This window comes from Mesorhizobium sp. WSM4814, from assembly GCF_055811595.1.
Genome location: NZ_JBVVQT010000016.1, coordinates 1 through 19,744, shown reverse-complemented (window position 1 = coordinate 19,744; position 19,744 = coordinate 1). Strand labels below are relative to the sequence as shown.

General features: G+C 62.2%; 18 protein-coding genes and 1 pseudogene. 12 read left to right on the top strand and 7 right to left on the bottom strand.

The genetic code is table 11. The annotated features are described in order from the left end of the window. Nucleotides 1-177 precede the first annotated feature (177 nt). Both AC0L2V_RS21920 and AC0L2V_RS21915 read left to right on the top strand, forming a co-directional pair. Nucleotides 178-758 (top strand): annotated as a pseudogene (locus tag AC0L2V_RS21920) (VOC family protein). Between the two features lie 27 nt (nt 759-785). Beyond that, nucleotides 786-1,676: a glutathione S-transferase family protein gene (locus AC0L2V_RS21915; RefSeq protein ID WP_473521168.1), complete on the top strand. Its 891-nt coding sequence runs from the start codon at nt 786-788 to the stop codon at nt 1,674-1,676. 463 nt (nt 1,677-2,139) lie between these two features. Here AC0L2V_RS21915 and AC0L2V_RS21910 read toward each other — a convergent pair whose 3' ends face one another. The 3 genes from AC0L2V_RS21910 to AC0L2V_RS21900 all read right to left on the bottom strand — a co-directional run bounded on the left by AC0L2V_RS21910 (nt 2,140) and on the right by AC0L2V_RS21900 (nt 4,477). Then, nucleotides 2,140-3,024 carry a hypothetical protein gene (locus AC0L2V_RS21910; protein ID WP_473521167.1) on the bottom strand — a complete coding sequence of 295 codons (885 nt, stop codon included), beginning with the start codon at nt 3,022-3,024 and terminating at the stop codon, nt 2,140-2,142. Between the two features lie 534 nt (nt 3,025-3,558). Next, entirely contained in the window at nt 3,559-3,795 is a 237-nt protein-coding gene (locus tag AC0L2V_RS21905) for a hypothetical protein (RefSeq protein ID WP_473521166.1), read from the bottom strand. A gap of 319 nt (nt 3,796-4,114) precedes the next feature. After that, nucleotides 4,115-4,477, bottom strand: a complete 363-nt coding sequence (locus AC0L2V_RS21900; RefSeq protein ID WP_473494704.1) for a hypothetical protein — start codon at nt 4,475-4,477, stop codon at nt 4,115-4,117. A 777-nt stretch (nt 4,478-5,254) separates the two neighbouring features. Here AC0L2V_RS21900 and AC0L2V_RS21895 point away from each other — a divergent pair. The 6 genes from AC0L2V_RS21895 to phoB all read left to right on the top strand — a co-directional run bounded on the left by AC0L2V_RS21895 (nt 5,255) and on the right by phoB (nt 11,650). Continuing rightward, entirely contained in the window at nt 5,255-6,259 is a 1,005-nt protein-coding gene (locus tag AC0L2V_RS21895; RefSeq protein WP_091593258.1) for a PstS family phosphate ABC transporter substrate-binding protein, read from the top strand. 119 nt (nt 6,260-6,378) lie between these two features. After that, complete coding sequence (pstC, locus tag AC0L2V_RS21890) at nt 6,379-7,767, top strand: phosphate ABC transporter permease subunit PstC (RefSeq protein WP_473512191.1); 1,389 nt, start codon at nt 6,379-6,381, stop codon at nt 7,765-7,767. Continuing rightward, a complete protein-coding gene (gene pstA, locus AC0L2V_RS21885; protein WP_473521165.1) occupies nt 7,760-9,373 on the top strand; it encodes a phosphate ABC transporter permease PstA in 1,614 nt (537 codons plus the stop codon). The genes pstC and pstA overlap by 8 nt, the downstream gene beginning before the upstream one ends. A 12-nt stretch (nt 9,374-9,385) precedes the next feature. Then, nucleotides 9,386-10,201, top strand: coding sequence for a phosphate ABC transporter ATP-binding protein PstB (pstB, locus tag AC0L2V_RS21880; RefSeq protein WP_023797094.1), 816 nt, complete (start codon nt 9,386-9,388; stop codon nt 10,199-10,201). A 35-nt stretch (nt 10,202-10,236) separates the two neighbouring features. Beyond that, nucleotides 10,237-10,944 (top strand): phosphate signaling complex protein PhoU, encoded by a 708-nt coding sequence (phoU, locus tag AC0L2V_RS21875; RefSeq protein WP_023797095.1) that lies wholly within the window; start codon nt 10,237-10,239, stop codon nt 10,942-10,944. Between the two features lie 16 nt (nt 10,945-10,960). Then, the gene (phoB, locus tag AC0L2V_RS21870) at nt 10,961-11,650 is read left to right on the top strand and encodes a phosphate regulon transcriptional regulator PhoB (RefSeq protein ID WP_031254097.1); all 690 of its coding nucleotides are present in this window, start codon (nt 10,961-10,963) and stop codon (nt 11,648-11,650) included. Nucleotides 11,651-11,770: 120 nt separating this feature from the next. Here the strand turns inward: phoB and AC0L2V_RS21865 are convergent, their stop codons facing one another. After that, nucleotides 11,771-13,018 (bottom strand): ROK family protein, encoded by a 1,248-nt coding sequence (locus AC0L2V_RS21865; protein ID WP_473512188.1) that lies wholly within the window; start codon nt 13,016-13,018, stop codon nt 11,771-11,773. A 265-nt stretch (nt 13,019-13,283) separates the two neighbouring features. Between AC0L2V_RS21865 and xylF the strand changes: the two genes are divergently transcribed. From xylF to AC0L2V_RS21845, 4 genes are all read left to right on the top strand, one after another. Continuing rightward, complete coding sequence (gene xylF, locus AC0L2V_RS21860; RefSeq protein WP_473515467.1) at nt 13,284-14,324, top strand: D-xylose ABC transporter substrate-binding protein; 1,041 nt, start codon at nt 13,284-13,286, stop codon at nt 14,322-14,324. Nucleotides 14,325-14,465: 141 nt separating this feature from the next. After that, entirely contained in the window at nt 14,466-15,785 is a 1,320-nt protein-coding gene (locus AC0L2V_RS21855; RefSeq protein WP_236368828.1) for a sugar ABC transporter permease, read from the top strand. A 93-nt stretch (nt 15,786-15,878) separates the two neighbouring features. After that, complete coding sequence (locus AC0L2V_RS21850; protein WP_473521164.1) at nt 15,879-16,673, top strand: ATP-binding cassette domain-containing protein; 795 nt, start codon at nt 15,879-15,881, stop codon at nt 16,671-16,673. Nucleotides 16,674-16,786: 113 nt separating this feature from the next. Beyond that, nucleotides 16,787-18,430: a CHASE domain-containing protein gene (locus AC0L2V_RS21845; protein WP_473521213.1), complete on the top strand. Its 1,644-nt coding sequence runs from the start codon at nt 16,787-16,789 to the stop codon at nt 18,428-18,430. Nucleotides 18,431-18,554: 124 nt separating this feature from the next. Here AC0L2V_RS21845 and AC0L2V_RS21840 read toward each other — a convergent pair whose 3' ends face one another. The 3 genes from AC0L2V_RS21840 to AC0L2V_RS21830 all read right to left on the bottom strand — a co-directional run bounded on the left by AC0L2V_RS21840 (nt 18,555) and on the right by AC0L2V_RS21830 (nt 19,591). After that, a complete protein-coding gene (locus tag AC0L2V_RS21840; RefSeq protein WP_027153471.1) occupies nt 18,555-18,797 on the bottom strand; it encodes a YMGG-like glycine zipper-containing protein in 243 nt (80 codons plus the stop codon). Nucleotides 18,798-18,878: 81 nt separating this feature from the next. After that, on the bottom strand, nt 18,879-19,205 hold the full coding sequence (locus AC0L2V_RS21835; RefSeq protein WP_473521163.1) for a hypothetical protein: 327 nt from the start codon (nt 19,203-19,205) through the stop codon (nt 18,879-18,881). Between the two features lie 203 nt (nt 19,206-19,408). Further along, on the bottom strand, nt 19,409-19,591 hold the full coding sequence (locus AC0L2V_RS21830; protein WP_473521162.1) for a hypothetical protein: 183 nt from the start codon (nt 19,589-19,591) through the stop codon (nt 19,409-19,411). Nucleotides 19,592-19,744: the final 153 nt, after the last annotated feature.

Genomic DNA, 19,744 nt, shown 5'->3' with positions numbered 1-19,744 from the left:
CGCTACCCAGGGCCTTCCAATGCAAGCGTCCCTATGTGGCCTGGCTTCTGGCGCATCGTCGCCGGTTGATTTAGCATCTCCTGATAATCCTCGTGCCAGGCACCAGGCAGCACAACCGCGAGCGGCACCGGGGGCGAAGAGAACACGACGGCGTCCGGCTGCCAGGGAGGAAGGCCAATGCAGAAACTGCAATCTCAGGGCGTCCATCACATCACGCTGGTCGGCGCCGGGCGCCAGACTTCGATCGACTTCTGGGAAGGCGTGCTTGGCATGCCTTTCTCTTCGAGCAGCCCAATCTCGACAAGGCCAGCGAAAGCCACCTTTATTTCGATCCGGGTGACGGCCGGCTGATCACCATCTTCACCGACGAGAGCCGCACGCCGGAGAAACGGCGCACGCCGACCGATCCGGGCTGCGTCCATCACATCGCGTTTGCGGTGTCGCGGGTCACCTTCCTGCAGGCGGTCGCCCGGCTCGACGAGCGCGCCATCAAACACAGCGGCGTCAAGGATCGCGGTTTTATGGATTCGATCTACTTCGAGGATCCGCTCGGCCTGCTGATCGAGCTCGCTTCCTACCGTTTCGAGCCGCCGGCGGGATTTACCCATGCCGACGTGCTGATGCAGGCGCACAAGCTTCGCGTCGCGCGCGGCGACTACGCAATCGCCGAAGTGCATCTCGCCGACGCGATTCAGGCGCTGGTCGAGCGCTCCCGTGCGACCTTGTCAGAAGACCGCGCGCCGAAAAATCCATTCTGACAACAGGCCAAACAAAGGGAGGACACAATGGCAAAGATGACAACGAAGAGTGCAAAGAAGCCGGCCGCCAAGGCCGCTACGAAACCAGCCGCCAAGGCCGCGACAAAGCCTGCAGCCAAGGCATCGAAAGCTTCCGCCGAGCCGGCAGCGAAAGCCGCCGCAAAAGCTGCAGACAAGGCGTCCGCGGGATCGGCGCGGAAGACCAAGGCGAAATCAGGAAAGAAGTCTGCACTGATGCTCAGCATGCTGAAGCCGAGCGTCAACAATATGAGCGTACGGGTGTTTGCGCGCGCGGCCGGGCTCGACCATTCCGAGACCGACGTATGGGGCCACACGCGCTCGCCCGAGTATATGGCGCGAAACCCGGCCCATCTGACGCCGATGATCGAGGACAAGGGCCTGCCCAGGGGCGTGTTGTGGGAAAGCTGCGCCATCATGCAGTATCTCGCCAACAAGCACGGGCTGGAGAAATTATATCCCAAGGCGCCGGCCAAGCGGGCGATGATCGACAGCGCCATGTTCTATCTGATCGGCACGCTCTACCCCTATGTGGCGCGCGCCACCTATCCTGCGCTGAATTTCCCGCAATATGCCGGCGAGGTCGGCCACAGCGACGCTCATCCCGACAAGAAGGCGGAAGCCCAGAAGGCCGCTATAGCAGCGATAGCCGAGCCGCTGGAGGTCTTTCACAGCTTCTTCAGGAACGGCAAGCCGTTCATCGGCGGCAAGAACCCGTCGATCGCCGACATCCGCCTGGCGGCGACGCTCGAATTCCTGGCCGCCATCGACTACGCGCTGCCCCAATGGGCGAAGGAGTACATGACGGCGATCGAAAAGAAGCTCGGCAAGGCGTATGCCGAGCCGGCGGCCGACGTGCGCGGCTATATCGCCCATGTGAAGTCGCAGGCCGGGGCGTGAGGCTTTCACTCTCACGGTTTTGCTTGCCCAGGCCGATCTAACCGAGCCAGAAGGCCCGCCGCCTTTTACGGGACGTAAGAATGTTTGAAGCGTCGACGACGAAGCGACGGTTGACCTGGAGGCAGCGGTCCTGATGATCAGGCCTGCGGGTGGCGTCCATGGAAGGGACTGTATATGACCCGCAAACTACCCTTATTCGCCGCGTTCGGCCTGGCGCTTGCTGCCCTGGCGGCGTGTGACCAAACTCAATCGGGCGGAACGCAGGCGACGACCGCTGGCCAATTGCCGCCGCCTCCAGCCGACACGATGACGCCGGCACCCGCAACCCCGCCAGCTCAGACAGCCCCTGTTCAGTAACAGATCGTCATTTTCAAAAATGGAACCCTCGCCCCGGGAGGCGGGGGTTCGCTTTTGCCATTTCAGCTGCGAAGCGGTGCGGCATGACTGATGCCGCGCTGGTCGTTCAGGGACCGAACATCACAAGTTCGGTGAACGACAGATCTCCAAGCGAGGGTGGTCTGGGACCCCTAAAATATTTCAGCCCGCTGTTGGCGCGGTACCACCCGAACAGACCTCCAATCGGCTCCCTGGCGTCGACGACGCAAAGCAGGATGCCGCTTCGCAAGAGAAAGCGCCCGATGGTACCGGCGCACCGGCTCAAATCCGCGAGAGAGCGGCAATAGACGATCTGGTAGGATGGGATAAGATCGCGCAATATCCGGCGCGGCATCAATACGAAAGGAAACGCTGCTCCGTCGCAAATGCAAATTAATGACCGGCAGCCAAGCGCTGAGTGTTCCGAGAGTATGTATCTCTCGCTGTCGGACAGCATCGCCATTTCCGCAAGATCGGGACGAGCTTCAAGCACGCGACATGACCGCTGCGCCGAACTAAAAGCCGGCAAGAAGGCAAATTGTCCGGTGGTGAAGGGCCGAAAACCGAGCGCCCAGTTGGCTTTTAACGTTGCGGGCGCCGGCGAAATATTGGTGTAGGTCACGTCCCTTCGCTTGAGGATCGTCGTGACCAATTTGGCGCCATAGGGACGGAATTCTGCGTCGACGGACCAGCTTGAAAGGTTGCAGCGGACTTCGTCGCCTTCCTGCCCGGGATAACGGGTATACAGGGTCAGCACAACGCCGACGATCCGATCGGCCTTCTCCAAGGCCAAGCCGTATTGTGGGAACTCGGCGACGGGAGGCCGCTGCGCCAAACGGGTTAGCGCCTGTATCCAGTAACTCCGGTCACGCTTCGGAAACCCCCGGCACAGGCAGTCGACCACTCCTTGCCAATCTGCTTCGCGAATTGGTCGACAGCGAACGCCAGGAGGGAGAGCGCCAAGCACGGCCATAAGTCGACTTCCAGAATAGGCTAAAGCGCGTTTCGGCTGAACGGATCCAATGCGACGCGCTTTAAGTTCTTGTTTTTATGCATGTCGTTATCGCAAAAACGCTGCGCAGCCTCGGGTCAGGCCCGAGGGCATGCTTTTGCGCGACATGCATCTTCGATATGCCTCATACGCTAACACGTTGGTGTACAACGATTAATAATATGTGCCGCATTTAAAGACGACTTTCTGCACTGATCACGAAGACGCAAATCAGATTGGCCACGACGCGTCGACGAGCGGTTCCCGTCAGTTAAGGAATCGTTAACCAAATCCCTATCTACTGGTCGGCAATTCACCTCCAACCCGTGACCACGGATGTACTGGCGCGGTCGAGGTGGAAGGAAAGGTCGGCCATGTGCCGGCCTTTTTGTCTCGAGGGCTATTGTCGTCGGGCGCCCTCAGCTTCAAGCGCAACGGCACGCTGATCGGGCCGCCGATTCAGCCAAGCGTCGTTCGGTGGCGTCACCTCGAGCGATCGGACCGGTTCACCAGATATCAGTGTTGCCCGCGTCTCGCATCGACATGGCGTGCCAATTCCGGCGTCTCGAAGACGTAGTCGCTCCAGGCCGATTCCGGAATCTGACCGGCCAGGTAGCATTCCAGCAAAAGACTTTGCTCAGGGCTGAGGGGTCTCGGCGCGCGCTCATGGTCCAGTGTCAGTGGGTGAAACAGGTTTCTGGGCGATTGAAACAGATTTTTGGTGAGTTCCGAGACATTGAAGTGAATCGACATGTGTTCGGTCTCCTTTGACCATCCAGCGCCAAGGGATCGGGATCGATCTCTGCTCCGCTGCCCTTCGGTTCGGAAAGGACCATGCGAACGCCACAGCATGCTTTGTGCGTCCAAAGCGACGCGCGGCGTTGCAATGGCTGTTTAACGTCGAAGGCCGGATAAGGTTCAACGCGGCTGCCGGCAACGCCGATCAGGCAGCCCGAAACCCACCAGTCGGCTCATGCACTCGGCCTGCGCGGACCGAACCGCTGCGGCAGCTGCGCAGCAACGTTTTTCGGGGCGCGCATCTTTTAGCTGCCAGCGCTTGAATGCCGGCTGGCTATTCGCAGACCATGCGGACCCGTTTTCCGGGTTGGCTGACGTTCCTGCAGGTGAGCGGTTTCGCCGGCTCGGATGACGGCATCGGCGGCTGTTTGGCAATCCTGGCGATTTTCCTCCTCGGCGCCGCGGAGGTGCCGATTTTGCGGGCCGCCGCTGTTTCCGGCGTTTCGGGCGCCGCAGGAAAGACATCGGTCTGCAGCAACTGCGGCTGTTCGGCTTGCGCCTGCTGCTGCGGCCGGTCCCAGAACCGCCGGACATCGAGCGGCCTTGGAATGACGACGGTACCGTCGTAGCTGCGCGAGCAGCCGCCCCCTAGCAGCAGCATCGGGCACACGAAAAAAGGCAGGATCCGTCGCAACATCGGCAACACCCTTGCGGGATCTATAACGCGGCTTCGGTTCTACCGACAACCGTCGGAATACACTGCGGGCAAGGCTAGCGCATGACCCGGAGAATCGGAATCGATTTCGCTGGGGATCATGCGCAAAAATCAAAGTGCCGCAGCGTCCCTGGCGCGACTTTGGCGCGATTGGGGGCGGCATGGACGATTGCCTGCCCAAGCCCATCAGCCCTAAGCCCATTAGCCCCAGGCGGCGTCTTGCTCGAAAAGGTCCGCGGACGGGGAAATCCACGCGCGGGATAGCCACGTCAGCCTGTCGGGTCCAGCCGATTCGGCGACGCGTTGCGACAAGACTATGGTGCGATCGCACCATACCAAAGCATGCGTCCGGTTGGAACAATAAGCGCATTCGAGTTCCGCTCCTCCAGTTACGGGCGGGAGCAGCGACCGCCGGCAAGAAGCAGGGTCAGATTTACCCCAACGGACCTGCTTCGGCGATGGCACGGCCATGACCTCCTTGGCCGCATGCAACGCGCTCCCGCCCGGATTTTCTTTTTCGGCGCCAATTGTTCGCCCGTCCAGGCAAAGGCCGGCCGCAATTCGCGCAAGCTGCTGATTCCAGCGGCAAACCACGGCTGTACCGGCGAGACCCGCGGCCCTTCCTTTTGACAGGGCTGTGCGGCGGTTACCGGGCTGACATCAAACTGTCATGTGACTGTAATAATCGGGGGCTATGGCCTCAGCGGGCGCCGAAGGAATGGCGCCGAGAGACCATTTTTCCGAACAGGAGCAGGCCACATGAAGAAATTCCTCCTTACGGCGTCGGCCGCGGCGCTTGCGCTCGCCGCGTCGGCTGGTTATGCCGCCGCGCGCGACCAGATTCAAATCGTTGGTTCGTCCACAGTGTTCCCCTTCACGACGGCTGTCGCTGAAAAGCTCGGCCAGAGCGGAAAGATCAAGACCCCGGTCGTCGAGTCGACTGGCACCGGCGGCGGCATGAAGCTGTTTTGCCAGGGCGTCGGCGAAAACACCGCCGACTTCACCAATGCCTCGCGCGCCATCAAGGACAGCGAGCTTAAGACCTGCAAGGCAAACGGCGTGACGCCGGTCGAGATCAAGGTCGGCTTCGACGGCATCGTTCTGGCCAACTCGAAGGCAGGGACTGTCGTCGATCTGACCAAGGAACAGGTTTTCAAGGCGCTCGCCAAGAACGTCGCTGTTGACGGCAAGGTCGTCCCCAACCCCTACAAGAACTGGTCGGATGTCGATGCATCGCTTCCCGCGACAAAAATCGAGGTGCTTGGCCCGCCGCCGACATCCGGCACGCGCGATGCGTTCGTCGAACTCGTCATGGATGCGGCCTGCCAGGAAGAAGTGAAGGCGGCTAACGAAAAGGGCTGCGGCGAGATCCGCGAAGACGGCGCCTTTGTCGAGGCCGGCGAAAACGACAATCTGATCGTCCAGAAGCTGGAAGCCAACCCCAATGCCTTCGGCGTCTTTGGCTTCTCGTTCCTTGACCAGAACGCCGACAAGCTGCAGGGCCACAAGGTCGACGGCGTCGAGCCGACTTTCGAGAACATCGCATCCGGCGATTACGGCGTTTCCCGCTCGCTCTTTGTCTATGCCAAAAAAGAGCATGTCGGTGTCATCCCCGGCATGCAGGAGTTCATCGCCGAGTACACCTCGGATGCTGCATGGGGTCCTGATGGTTATCTGGCCGACAAGGGCCTGATCCCGCTGCCGGACGCCGAGCGCGCCAAGTCGGCCGAAAACGCCAAGGCGCTGAAGGGCATGGGCTCCTGATGTTTCGGGGTCCGAGCCTACCGCTCTGACCCCTCATATCCTAAAGCACAAAGCGCGGGATCTTAGGTCCCGTGCTTTGAGCCGGTGAATGACCGGCGGTCGAGGGGACGTCCCGAATCATGGTCGGTTATCTCGTTGTTCTTCTGGTGGTTCTGGCCGCTGCTGCCTATTGGCTCGGCCGGACCCGCGCTATTGCCAGCGTCAATGGCGACGTCGCGCGACTGCATTCGCTGCCTGGCCAGCATGGCATGTTTCTGGCGCTTTTTGCTGCCGGTCCCGCGCTGCTTGCGATCGTGTTGTGGTCGCTGGTGACGCCGGGAATTGAATCGTCGATCATTGCCGACCGCTTCGCCTCCGAGTTGTCGGGAATGGGCGTCCCGCAGGTCGAAGCTTTCATCCGCGACGCTCGCGCGATGGCCTTTGGCGGACTTGTCGGCTTCGCCGACCCCACGAAAGAGGCGGCCGCCGCCCTCTACAAATCGGTCCATGCGACCAGCACCTGGATCATCTGGACCGTCGCACTCGTGCTTTCCGCGTCCGGATTTTACTGGGCCTATTCACGCATCGCACAGGCCTACCGGGCGCGCCACGTGGTCGAGCGCGTTCTTCGCGCATTCTTGATCGCCTGTTCGGTGGTCGCGATCCTGACGACGATCGGCATCGTCCTGTCGCTTATCTTCGAGTCGCTGCGGTTCTTCCAACAGGTGCCGTTCTACAAGTTCCTGTTCGGCACGCATTGGTCGCCGCAGAGCGCCTTCACTGGCGCGGGAGCCGAGGCCGGGGCGGTCAACGAGGACATTTTTGGCATGGTGCCGCTCTTTGCCGGCACGTTGCTCATCACCTTCATCGCCATGCTGGTGGCTGCGCCTATCGGGCTGATGGCTGCGATCTATCTTTCGGATTACGCCTCCAAAAGCGTCCGCGCGGTCGCAAAGCCGGTTCTGGAAATCCTCGCCGGCATTCCGACCGTCGTCTACGGCTTCTTCGCCGCGCTGACGGTTGCGCCCTACTTCCGCGGTATCGGCGAAAGCCTGGGCCTCAACGTCGCATCTGAATCCGCGCTCGCCGCAGGCGTGGTCATGGGTATCATGATCATTCCCTTCGTTTCCTCGCTTTCCGACGATGTGATCAACGCCGTTCCGCAATCCCTGAGAGACGGTTCTGCCGGCCTCGGCGCGACCAAGTCGGAAACCATCCGCAAGGTGGTCCTTCCCGCTGCCCTTCCGGGCATCGTTTCGGCGATGCTGCTTGCCGTCAGCCGCGCAATCGGCGAAACGATGATCGTGGTCATGGCGGCGGGGCTGGCGGCAAACCTCACGGCAAATCCGCTCGAAGCGGTCACCACCGTGACCGTGCAGATCGTGACGCTGCTGGTGGGCGACCAGGAGTTCGACAGCGCCAAGACGCTTGCAGCCTTCGCACTCGGCCTGGTGCTGTTCTGCATCACGCTTACCCTCAACATCGTCGCTTTGCGCGTCGTCCAGAAATACCGAGAGCAATATGACTGATGCGATCTCGTCATTCGGCGCCGTCGGACGGCCGGTCAGCATTCATACCGACGATGCCGCGAAGGCGCGGCTGAAGGGCCGCTACCGCACGGAAACGTGGTTCAAATGGCTCGGCGCCGCAGCTGTCGTGTTGGCCGGCTTGTTCCTTGTGCTGCTCCTGTCGACGATCGTCACGCAGGCGATTCCGGCGCTGCGGCAGAACTATGTGACGCTGCCGATCGATCTTTCAGCGGCCAAGGTCGACCCGGCGAAACTCGATGAAGTGAACTACGACGCCATCGCTCAGGAAGCGCTTACGGCAAAATTTCCGGATGTGACGAGCCGCCAGGACAAGCGCCTGCTGCGCGGGCTGATTTCCACCGGCACAGGCGTGTTCCTGCGCAAGGATATTGCGGCTGATCCGGGGATGCTCGGAGGAACGGTGGACTATGCGGTTCCACTTGACGATTTTGCCGACCTCTATCTCAAGGGTTTGCTTGCCGATGTCGGTTCGGACGAAGCGCTTTCGACAAGCGTCACGCCTTCGGGAACCAGCGGCGACATCGATCTGACCTTCGGCGACGATGCCATGCTGGCGCTGGCGCGCGGCCATGGTGCGACCGAGGGCGAAAACGGCATGTTTACGCTGACGAGCGGCGCGTCGTCGCTGCTGGTCGCGTTCAATGGCGGCACGGTCAAGCTGACCTCGCTGTCGCCTGCGGCCAACGGCACGGTGATCGCAAAAGGCACGGTGATCGAGGCGCTGGACAGCACGGCGCCCGCCGCGAGCGGCCAGGCATTCCTGCGCGTCATCGAGACGCCGGAAGCATCGCGAAAGATTTCGGACAAGGTGATCGTCTGGCTCGACACGCTGAAGAGCGCCGGCCTGATCGAAAGCCGGTTCAACTCGATCTTCTTCTTCACCGGCGCAAGCCGCGAGCCGGAATTGGCCGGTGTCTGGGGCGCGGTCGTCGGATCGTTCCTGACCATGATCGTAACCCTCGCCATCGCCTTCCCGATCGGCGTTTCAGCGGCGATCTATCTTGAGGAATTTGCGCCCAAGAACCGGCTGACGACGATGATCGAAGTGAATATCAACAATCTGGCGGCGGTGCCTTCGATCGTCTTCGGCCTGCTTGGACTTGCCGTATTCCTGAATTTCTTCGGCATGCCGCGCTCAGCCCCGGTGGTCGGCGGCATGGTGCTGGCGCTGATGACCTTGCCGATCATCATTATCGCCTCGCGCGCTTCGCTGCGCGCCGTGCCGCCGTCGATCCGCGAGGCGGCGCTTGGCATCGGAGCGTCCAAGGTCCAGACCGTATTCCATCACGTCCTGCCACTGGCGATGCCGGGCATCATGACCGGCACCATCCTCGGAATGGCGCATGCGCTGGGCGAAACCGCGCCGTTGCTGATGATCGGCATGGTCGCCTTCATCGTCGACATTCCCGGCGGCTTCACCGATCCCGCGACGATCCTGCCGGTGCAGATTTTCATGTGGGCGGATTTCCCGGAAGCGGGGTTCCAGCAGAAGACTTCGGCGGCGATTTTGATTTTGCTGGTGTTTTTGGTCATCATGAATGCCATCGCGGTGATACTGCGCAGGCGCTTCGAGCGGCGCTGGTAAGGAGTAGAGGATATGAACATCATGACGGAAGCCGGCGTCGAGCAGAAACTGAGCAGCGCAACCAACGCCCCTTCGATCAAGATGAAGGGCGAAAAGGTCTCCGTTCACTACGGCGAGAAGCGAGCACTGTTCGACGTCGATCTCGATGTCCGCGAGCATCAGGTGACGGCGTTGATCGGCCCATCGGGCTGCGGCAAGTCGACGTTCCTGCGTTGCCTGAACCGAATGAACGACACGATCGATATCGCGCGGGTGAGCGGCAAGATCACGCTCGACGGCGAGGATGTCTACGACCCGAAAATCGATGTCGTCGAGCTGCGAGCTCGCGTCGGCATGGTGTTCCAGAAGCCGAACCCGTTTCCGAAGTCGATCTACGAAAACGTCGCCTACGGTCCGCGCATCCACGGCCTGGCCAGGAGCAAGGCCGAGTTGGACGGCATCGTCGAATCGAGCCTGAAGAAGGCCGGCCTGTTCAACGAGGTCAAGGATCGCCTGCTCGAGTCGGGTACCGGCCTGTCCGGCGGACAGCAGCAGCGCCTGTGCATTGCGCGCGCCATCGCCGTGTCGCCGGAAGTGATCCTGATGGACGAGCCCTGTTCGGCGCTCGATCCTATCGCCACCGCCCGCGTCGAGGAACTGATCGACGAACTGCGCCAGAACTATACGATCGTCATCGTCACCCATTCGATGCAGCAGGCGGCGCGCGTGTCGCAACGCACGGCGATGTTCCATCTCGGCTATCTGGTCGAGGAGGGCGCGACCGACAAGATGTTCACCAACCCCGACGACAAGCGCACCCAGGACTACATCACCGGCCGGTTCGGCTGAGCGGTCCGGCGAATTTCGAACACGAGGACAGCACCATGGGTGAACACACCGTCGCATCTTTCGACGAGGAACTGGAGCACATCGACCGGCTGATCCGCGACATGGACGAGCTCGCCGCCGCAATGGTAGCGGCCTCGATCCGCGCGCTGCTTGCGTCGGACAATGCGATGGCGCAGCGCGTCGTCTCGGACGACGCCATCATGGATGCGCGGCAGCGCGAACTCGATGACAGCGCCATCACGCTGATCGCCAAGCGGCAGCCGATGGCGCAGGATCTGCGCGCCGTGGTTGGCGCAATCCGCATGGCTGGCGATCTCGAGCGCATCGGCGATCTGGCCAAGAACATAGCCAAACGGGTCAGCGCAGTCGGGCAGAGCGCGACGCCGCGTAATCTGTCGCACGGTATTGACGCGATGGCGGATCTCGTTCTTGTGCAGCTGCGCGGGGTGGTCGAGCACTATGTGTCGCGCGATGCCGGCGCGTTGAAGGAACTGCGCGCCGACGACCAGAAGATCGACGTGAAATACACGGCGGTTTTTCGCGAGCTCCTGACCTACATGATGGAGGATCCGCGCAACATCACCGCCTGCACGCACCTTCTGTTCTGCGCCAAGAATCTCGAGCGTATCGGCGATCACGTCACCAACATCGCCGAAAACGCCTACTTTGTCGTGACCGGGCAGCAATTGCCGGCGGACCGCCCGAAGCTCGACGAAACGACGATGTCGGCGCCGGCGACATGACAGGAGTGACCGGCCGATGATCGCGCCGCGCATCATGGTGGTGGAGGATGAAGAGCCGTTGGGCGTCCTCCTCCGTTACAATCTTGAATCCGAAGGCTATCAGGTCGAGGTGGTGACGCGCGGCGACGAGGCCGAAATCCGGCTGCAGGAAAACGTGCCCGATCTTTTGGTGCTCGACTGGATGGTGCCGGCGGTTTCCGGCATCGAGCTTTGCCGGCGGCTTCGGGTGCGCCCCGAAACCGAGCGGCTGCCGATCATCATGCTGACCGCGCGCGGCGAGGAGAGCGACCGGGTGCGCGGCCTTTCGACCGGAGCCGACGACTATCTGGTCAAGCCGTTCTCGACACCGGAATTCATGGCCAGGGTCAAGGCGCTGCTGCGCCGCGCCAAGCCGGAAGTGCTGTCCAGCGTGCTCAAGGTCGGCGACATCATGCTCGATCGTGAATCGCACCGGGTCTATCGCAAGAAGAGCGAGATCCGGCTCGGGCCGACCGAATTCCGGCTGCTCGAATTCATGATGCGGCACCCGGGCCGGGTCTTCTCGCGCAGCCAGTTGCTCGACAATGTCTGGGGCGAGACGATCTACATCGACGAGCGCACGGTGGACGTCCATGTCGGCCGGTTGCGCAAGGCGGTCAACAATGGTCGCATGCCCGATGTCATCCGCACCATCCGTGGCGCCGGCTATGCGATCAGGGAAGACTAGCTGATACCTGCGCTTCCGGCGTACCCCAAAGTACGCTCCGCTCCGGATCTCGGAACCCACCATTCTCGACTCGGCCTGACCTGAATCTCAACACACCCCAAGTCGCGACCCGGGAATCCTTCAAGCCACGTTCTTTCCGACCGAGCCGGCTCGTGCCTGGATGCTCGGCGCGAAAATCTCCTGGTCGACGAAGCTTAGCGCCCGCATGGCGCAGCCTTCGCGGATCAGCGGCAACTCGTTCGGCTCGGTGTCGAAGGAAATCGAACCCGAATGCTGGCCGCCGGCGGTCTGGGCGATGGCCTCGCGCAGCGCCGGCTCGATCAGGTCGAAGGCGGCAGCGCTGGCGCCGACCATGGCCACGGGCGCCGGATCGATCAGCGCGAACAGGCTGCCGAGCCCGAAGCCGAGCGCCTCGCCGGCCTTGCGGTAGGCTTCGCGCTCCGGTCCGTCCGTCTCGCGCGCCCGGGCCGCCAGTGCCCGCATCTCGGCGTCGCTGACATCGGCGACCGGCTCGGCATTCTCGCTCAACAGCCTTGCGTTGCGCCAGATGGCGTAGTTGCCGGCATAAGCCTCGACGCAACCGCGCCGCCCGCAGCGGCAAAGCGCGCCACCCGGCCGATGGATCATGTGGCCGAATTCGCCGCCTGAGGAGTGGGTGCCGGTGAACAGCTCGCCCTTCAGCACCAGCCCCATGCCGATGCCGTGCGAGAGCAGGATGGCGATGAAGTCATCGCGGTAGCGATCCGGGTGGCGCCAGCGCAGCGCCACGGCCATCATGTTGCAGTCGTTCTCCATGATGGCCGGGATGCCGAACTCGCGTTCCAGAATGTCGGCGAAGGCGATGTTCGTCTGCGGCGTGATCGGCGACCACAACATGGCGCGCGCATGGGAATCGGTGATGCCCTGGATCGCCAGCGCGATGCGGGCGACGCTTTGGACATCGAGGTCGGGATCTTCGAGCCGGCGCCGGACGATGGCGACACATTCGCCGATCAGCGCGTCACGCGACATGGTCAGCGTGTCCAGCCGGCGCTGGTCCTCGGCGACCACTTGTCCGGCATAATCGATGACGGCGACCGACAGGAAATTCAGCGACAACACGACGGCCAACACCGCAGCGGCTTGCGGATTGAGGCTGAGGCCGACCTGCGGCCGGCCGCGTTTCAGCGAAACCGTCTCGCTCGCCTTGCTCTCGGCCAGGATGCCTTCCTGGATCAGGTCGGCAGAGATCGCCGATATGGTCGAATGGCTGAGGCCGGTGGTCGCGGCGATCTCGGTCCGCGACGGCTGGCCTGCCCGGCGCACGGCCGAAATCACCATCGCCCGGTTGCGCCGGCGCAGATCGTCATGACGGATTCCCACCGACATTTTTGTTTCCTCCTCATCGCCGCGGCCGCTCATGAATCGGAAGCCGTCGGTAATGTCCGACAAATACTGGCAGAAGCGGAGGGGGCTGTCATTATTTATTCCGAGCCTCGAAAAAAAGCCCGACAGGACGTCAACATCCATCAGAATTGGTGTTGACAGTGCTTCGGCGTTGGACCAGTATTTTTTCGAGGCTCGAAAAAATAGAGCCTTTGTGCCGGCCTTCGGGCCAGTTGGTCGCGCCCTACGCGGCGCAGGGAGGAATATCATGAAGAGATTCGCAGCCGCCATTCTGGCGGGGGTCGCCATGTCGCTGACGCTCGCGTCGGCCGCGCAGGCCAAGGACAAGGTCATCGGCGTTTCGTGGTCGAACTTCCAGGAAGAGCGTTGGAAGACCGACGAAGCCGCCATGAAGGCGGCGATCGAGGCCGCCGGCGACAAATATATTTCCGCTGACGCACAGTCCAATCCCGGCAAGCAGCTGACCGACGTCGAGAGCCTGATCTCGCAGGGCGCCAACGCGCTGATCATCCTTGCGCAGGATGCCTCGGCCATCGGTCCGGCGGTGCAGAAGGCGCTGGACGAAGGCATTCCGGTCGTCGGCTATGACCGGCTGATCGAGAACAAGGACGTGTTCTATCTGACCTTCGACAACCAGGAAGTCGGCCGCATGCAGGCCCGCGAAGTGTTCAAGGTGGCGCCGGAAGGCAATTACGTTTTCATCAAGGGCTCGGGCGCCGACCCGAATGCCGATTTCCTGTTCGCCGGCTCCATGGAAGTGCTCAAGGATGCCATCGACAGCGGCAAGATCAAGAATGTCGGCGAGGCTTATACGGACGGCTGGCTTCCCGCCAACGCCCAGAAGAACATGGAACAGTTCCTGACCGCCAACGACAACAAGGTCGATGCGGTGGTTGCCGCCAATGACGGCACCGCCGGTGGCGTCGTCGCGGCGCTGACGGCGCAAGGCCTGGCCGGATCCGTCCCGGTTTCGGGCCAGGACGGCGACCATGCCGCGCTGAACCGTATCGCGCTGGGCACACAGACCGTATCGGTGTGGAAAGACGCGCGCGAGCTCGGCAAGAACGCCGCCGAGATCGCCTCGCAGCTGGCCGACGGCAAGCCGATGACAGACATTGCCGGCGTCAAGGATTTCACCACGCCGGGCGGCAATGTCGTCAAGTCGCTGTTCCTGACGCCGATTGCCATCACCAGGGACAATCTCAACGTCGTCATCGACGCCGGCTGGATCAAGCAGGAAGAGGTCTGCGCCGGCGTGGCGGCGGGCACCGTCGCGGTCTGCAACTGATCCGCCTTCGCCAAAAAAACCTGAAACGCCGCGGCTTCACGCCGCGGCGTTTTTTTCAAAAGAGTTGTTTTTCCGCGTCTCGCGGGTAATTTCTAAGCTGCTTCCGGCATCCGCGGCAGACGGCAACGGTGGGAGGACATCATGACCGACACGACTTCCAACACGCCGGCTGCCGATCGGGCGCGTGAATCCGAGCTCAGCCCCTTCGGCCGCTTCCTCAAGGCAACCGAGCTCGACATACGCATGCTCGGCATGGTCGGCGCGCTGCTGATCATCTGGGTTGGAATCCACATCCTGTCGGGTGGGCTTTTCCTCACGCCGCGCAATCTCTGGAACCTGTCGGTGCAAACTTCCTCGGTCGCGATCATGGCGACCGGCATGGTGCTGGTCATCGTGATGCGCAACATCGATCTTTCGGTCGGCTCCGTCGAAGGCGTGATCGGCATGGTGATGGGCGTTGCGCAGGCAGAATTCCTCATCCGCGTCATGGGATTCCAGCTTGGAAATCCCTGGATATGGGTAATCGCCCTGGCTGCCGGCGTGGCGCTCGGCCTCATGATCGGCGCGCTTCAGGGCTTCATCATTGCCTATCTCGAGGTTCCGGCCTTCATCGTGACGCTGGGCGGCCTGCTGATCTGGCGCGGCATGGCGTGGCTGATGACGAGCGGGCGCACCGTCGCGCCGCTCGATGCCACGTTCCAGCTGATGGGTGGCGGGCCGCGTGGCTCGATCGGGGCGACCGCGAGCTGGATCGTCGGCATTCTCGCCTGTGTGGCCGTCGCCTTGATGCTGCTCAACGGCCGGTCGCAGCGCAAGCGCTTCAAGTTTCCGTTGCGCCCGGTCTGGGCGGAGAGCCTGCTTGGTGTTGTCGCCTGCGCCGCCATCCTCGGCGCCGTCTGGATCGCCAATTCCTATCCGTGGCCAATCGGCATCGTTCGCCAATACGCCCAGCGGAACGGCATCACCATCCCCGAGGGCGGGCTGTTCATCGCCCATGGCATCGCCATACCGGTGCTGATCGCGGTCGCAGTCGGCATCGTCATGACCTTCATCACCCGGCGCACCCGATTCGGCCGCTACGTCTTTGCCATTGGCGGCAACCCGGAAGCGGCGGAACTCGCCGGCATCAACACGCGCTGGGTGACCATGAAAGTGTTCATGATCATGGGCGTTCTGGCCGCGATCAGCGCGGCAATTGCTTCGGCCCGCCTCAATGCGGCGACCAATGCGCTGGGCACGCTGGACGAACTCTTGGTCATCGCAGCAGCCGTCATCGGCGGCACGTCGCTGGCCGGCGGCTCCGGCACGGTGCTCGGCGCCATGCTGGGCGCGCTTCTGATGCAGTCGCTGCAGTCCGGCATGGTATTGCTCGGCATCGATTCACCGCTTCAGAGCGTCGTCGTCGGCGCCGTGCTGGTCGTCGCCGTCTGGCTCGACACCGTCTACCGCAAGCGGGTCTGAGCATGATCCCGAGCCAAAGGTCCGGATCAGCGAAAAGTGGACATCCGTTTCGGTCCAGCATCATGCTCGGCGAAACCATAGAGAGGAACGATCATGGCTGACACGACTGCTCCCACGCCACTGATCGATATGCGCAACATCTCGATTGCCTTCGGCGGTATTCGCGCCGTCGACGATGCATCGATCGACCTTTTCCCGGGCGAGGTCGTGGCGCTGCTCGGCCACAACGGTGCGGGAAAGTCGACGCTGATCAAGATCCTGTCCGGCGCCTACAAGCGCGATTCGGGTCAGATCTTCGTCAATGGCGAGGAGGCTTCGATCGCCAATCCGCGCGACGCCAAGAAATACGGCATCGAGACGATCTACCAGACGCTGGCGCTCGCCGACAATGTCGACGCCGCCGCCAACCTGTTCCTCGGCCGCGAGCTGATGACCGGCTGGGGCACGCTCGACGATGGCGCCATGGAGGCCGAGTCGCGCAAGGTGATGGGCAGGCTCAATCCCCGCTTCCAGCGATTCAAGGAGCCGGTGGTCAAGCTTTCGGGCGGCCAGCGGCAGTCGGTGGCGATCGCGCGCGCCATCCTGTTCAACGCCCGCATCCTGATCATGGATGAGCCGACGGCGGCGCTGGGACCGCAGGAAACGGCGCAAGTCGGCGAACTGGTCATGCAGCTCAAGGCCGACGGCATCGGCATCTTCCTGATCAGCCATGACATCCACGATGTGTTCGAGCTTGCCGACCGCGTCTGCGTCATGAAGAATGGTCGGGTCGTTGGCACGGCGCGCACCGGCGACGTGACCCAGGACGAGGTGCTCGGCATGATCATTCTGGGCAAGTGCCCGCCAGGCGCCATACCCGGGCCAGGCGCGCTGAAGATCGCCGCCTGAAGCGTCAAATACCTGTCACGTGATATGCCAGCCGTCATGATGGTTTGGCCGCGCCATTGTGTTGCCACGGGGACTTGCCCATAAGATGGGGAACCATGGGTCGCAGCCACAGCTTGAAGAAGTTCTTCCCGATCGTCGCTTTCATCGCCGTCGCGCTGATCAGCCTGACAATGGCGGGATTCGCCTATTTCGCCACGCAGGAAGCGGCGCGCATCAAATTCGAGGCGACGGCGGACGACGCCCTCAACCGGATCGATAGCCGCATCGACCTGCATCTGTCGATGCTGCGATCGACACACGCACTGTTCGAGGCTCGCAATGGTGACATTTCGCGGAGCGAGTTCAAGGCGTTCTTCGATGCGCTGGGTATCAACGACAATTTCGCCGGCCTGCGCGGCATCGGCTTTCTCCGGCTGGTGAGAGCCGGCGACGAGGCAGCGGTCGAGCGTGCCATCCAGCACGACTATGGCGTCAGCGATGCGATCTATCCGGCCACGACAACGCTGCCATGGCGTGCGCCCATCACGCTGTTCGAGCCACTGGATCCTTCCAATCAATCCGGCATCGGCTACGACATGTTCACCGAACCGGTGCGGCGCGAGGCGATCGAAAGGGCGATGGCCGACAATCAGCAGCACGCAAGCGGGCGCGTGCAGCTAGGCCAGGAAACAGGTGCTGCGCAGACCTTCACCGGCTTCCTGGTTTTCGTGCGGCTCAACATCGAAACCGCGGCGGACGGCATCGATGCGTCGAGATCGTCGACAACAGGCTTTCTCTATGCGGCGTTCCGCGCCCGCGACCTGTTCCAGACCGCGCTCAGCCGGACGCCGCTGCTGCCGGTCAACATCGAAATCTATGACGGCAAGGTGGATGCCGACCATCTTTTGTTCCAGTCGGAAACGCCGCCGGCGTCGAGCTTCGGCGACAGGTTGCTGGTTTCTCGCGAACTCACCATCGCCGGACGTCCATGGACGGTCCTGTTCAGGCCGACAAGCGCCTTCTCGCAACCTTCCTCGCGCGCCATTCCGGTGATGCTCGGCCTGTTCGGACTGCTGCTCGCCGGAACGATCGCGCTGGTGGCCCGATATCAGGAGCGGGCCTATGACGCGGTCTCGCTGCTTCATGAGACGACGGAAAAAAGCCTGCTCGAAAAAGACCTGATGCTGCAGGAGATGAAGCACCGCATCAAGAACTCGATCACGCGGGTGCTGGCGATCGCGCGCCAGACGGCGTCGCACGCCACCGACGTCAACGAGTTCTCGTCCTCCTTTTCGGCCCGGCTGCAAGCGATGGCGGCATCCCAGGACATGCTGACGCGCTCGCGCTGGCAGAAGGCCGATCTTGGCGATCTCTTGCGCATCGAGCTTGGCCAGGTGTTCGGCAAGGAGCTTCCCGACGGGATATTGTCGGGGCCAGAGGTGTTGCTCGACGAGACGACGACGCAAGCGCTCGGCCTGACCTTTCACGAACTGGCGACGAACGCGCTGAAATATGGCGAAACCGGCAATTCGGCCAATACCAGGAATGGCGACTGGTCGCTCAAGGTAGACTGGGCGGTCGAAGGCCACAGGAGCGGCCGGACGCTGGTCCTCAACTGGCGCGAAGCCGGCCAGAAGAAACTCGAAGCACCTGTCAAAACCGGTTTTGGCACCAAGCTGATCGATTTGAACGTGACGCGCGAATTGCGCGGTACGATCAATCGCGATTTTCACGATAGCGGGTTGAGCGTGGAAATCCGGATCCCGCTGTCGGACTGAAACGCTGCCGCAAACCGAGCGTTTTCGAAAGCGCCCAAATAAAGCGCCCCAAATGAAGCACCCATGTAAACAGAGACAGGCTCGTCCGTTCTCCGCTTCCAATGCCTCTTGCGTTTGAAACGGATCAGCAGCGAGCCGTAAACAGACGGCCACGGTTGTCGCGGTACTGGCAATAGCCATTGCGCAGGTTGCGCACCAGCAGGCCGGTACCGGCACCGATGGCTGCGCCCACCAGCGCACCCTTGCCGCCGTCAATCAGGCCGCCGGCCAGAGCGCCGACACCGGCGCCGACGCCGACGTCCTGCTCGGTGGTGCTGCAACCGCTGACCGCGATCGCGGCAACCATGGCAATAATCATCTTCCGCATAGGGTCACTCCTCGCCTTTGTCCTCACTTGTAGCTCCGCCCGTCATTTATCACGCGAAAAAGTGTTTTGCCCTGCTCGATTTCATTGTTGGCTAAGAGAATCTTTTTCGGGGCGCGCGCCGCCCGAGGCGAGCTCGAGGTCGGAAATCTCCACGGAAGCGTCGAGGGTGCCGTCCGGGCGCACGTTCCAGACGATCTGGTCGTAATCATCCTCAAGTGCCGGATCGACGGAAAGGCATTTGGCAATGATGCGCGGAGCCTGACCCTGCACATCGCCCAGGGCAAACGGACGCGCGGCGGTGCACTCCTGAGCGGTTTCGAAAACGCTCACCGATACGGGCAATTCGCGGCACTCAGTCATCGTGTCCGAACAGCCGATGACAAGCAGCACGGCAGCGATATGTTCCATGGCGACGGTCCTCCCGCCATAGAACGGGCCACATCCGCCAAAGTTCCGGCGATACAGGCCCGCGCGACCATGGAGAACAGGCCGACATCAGGCAAGCCCGAGCCGCCGGCCGCTTGCGTCCGACGCTTTGCTTTAAATTGTTATCGCAAAACCGCTGCACACCCTTGGTTCAGGCCCGAGGGGCTTGCCTCTGCGCGAATGCATCAGACCAACTGGAACGCGGCGACCAGGACGGCCACTGCAGCCAGCCCGATTGCGGCGAGGCCGGGGATCGGCAGGGAAGCACGGGGCGACCGCATGGCGGATGCTTCGGGATCCTGGAACCCGCTCATCGAAACGCGTGCGGCCTGTTCCAGCCTGTTGATGTCGGCAACCGTCAAAGCCATTTCTCCCGTACTGCGCAGCAACTGCGATCGAAAACGTCATGCGGAGTGGTGCCTGAGAAAAACAGCATCGAACCTTATGGTGAACAGATGGTTAAAGCCGGCGCGGCCGGTATCAATCCCACCCCTCTTGGCCCCCACCCCCTCCGGCCAATT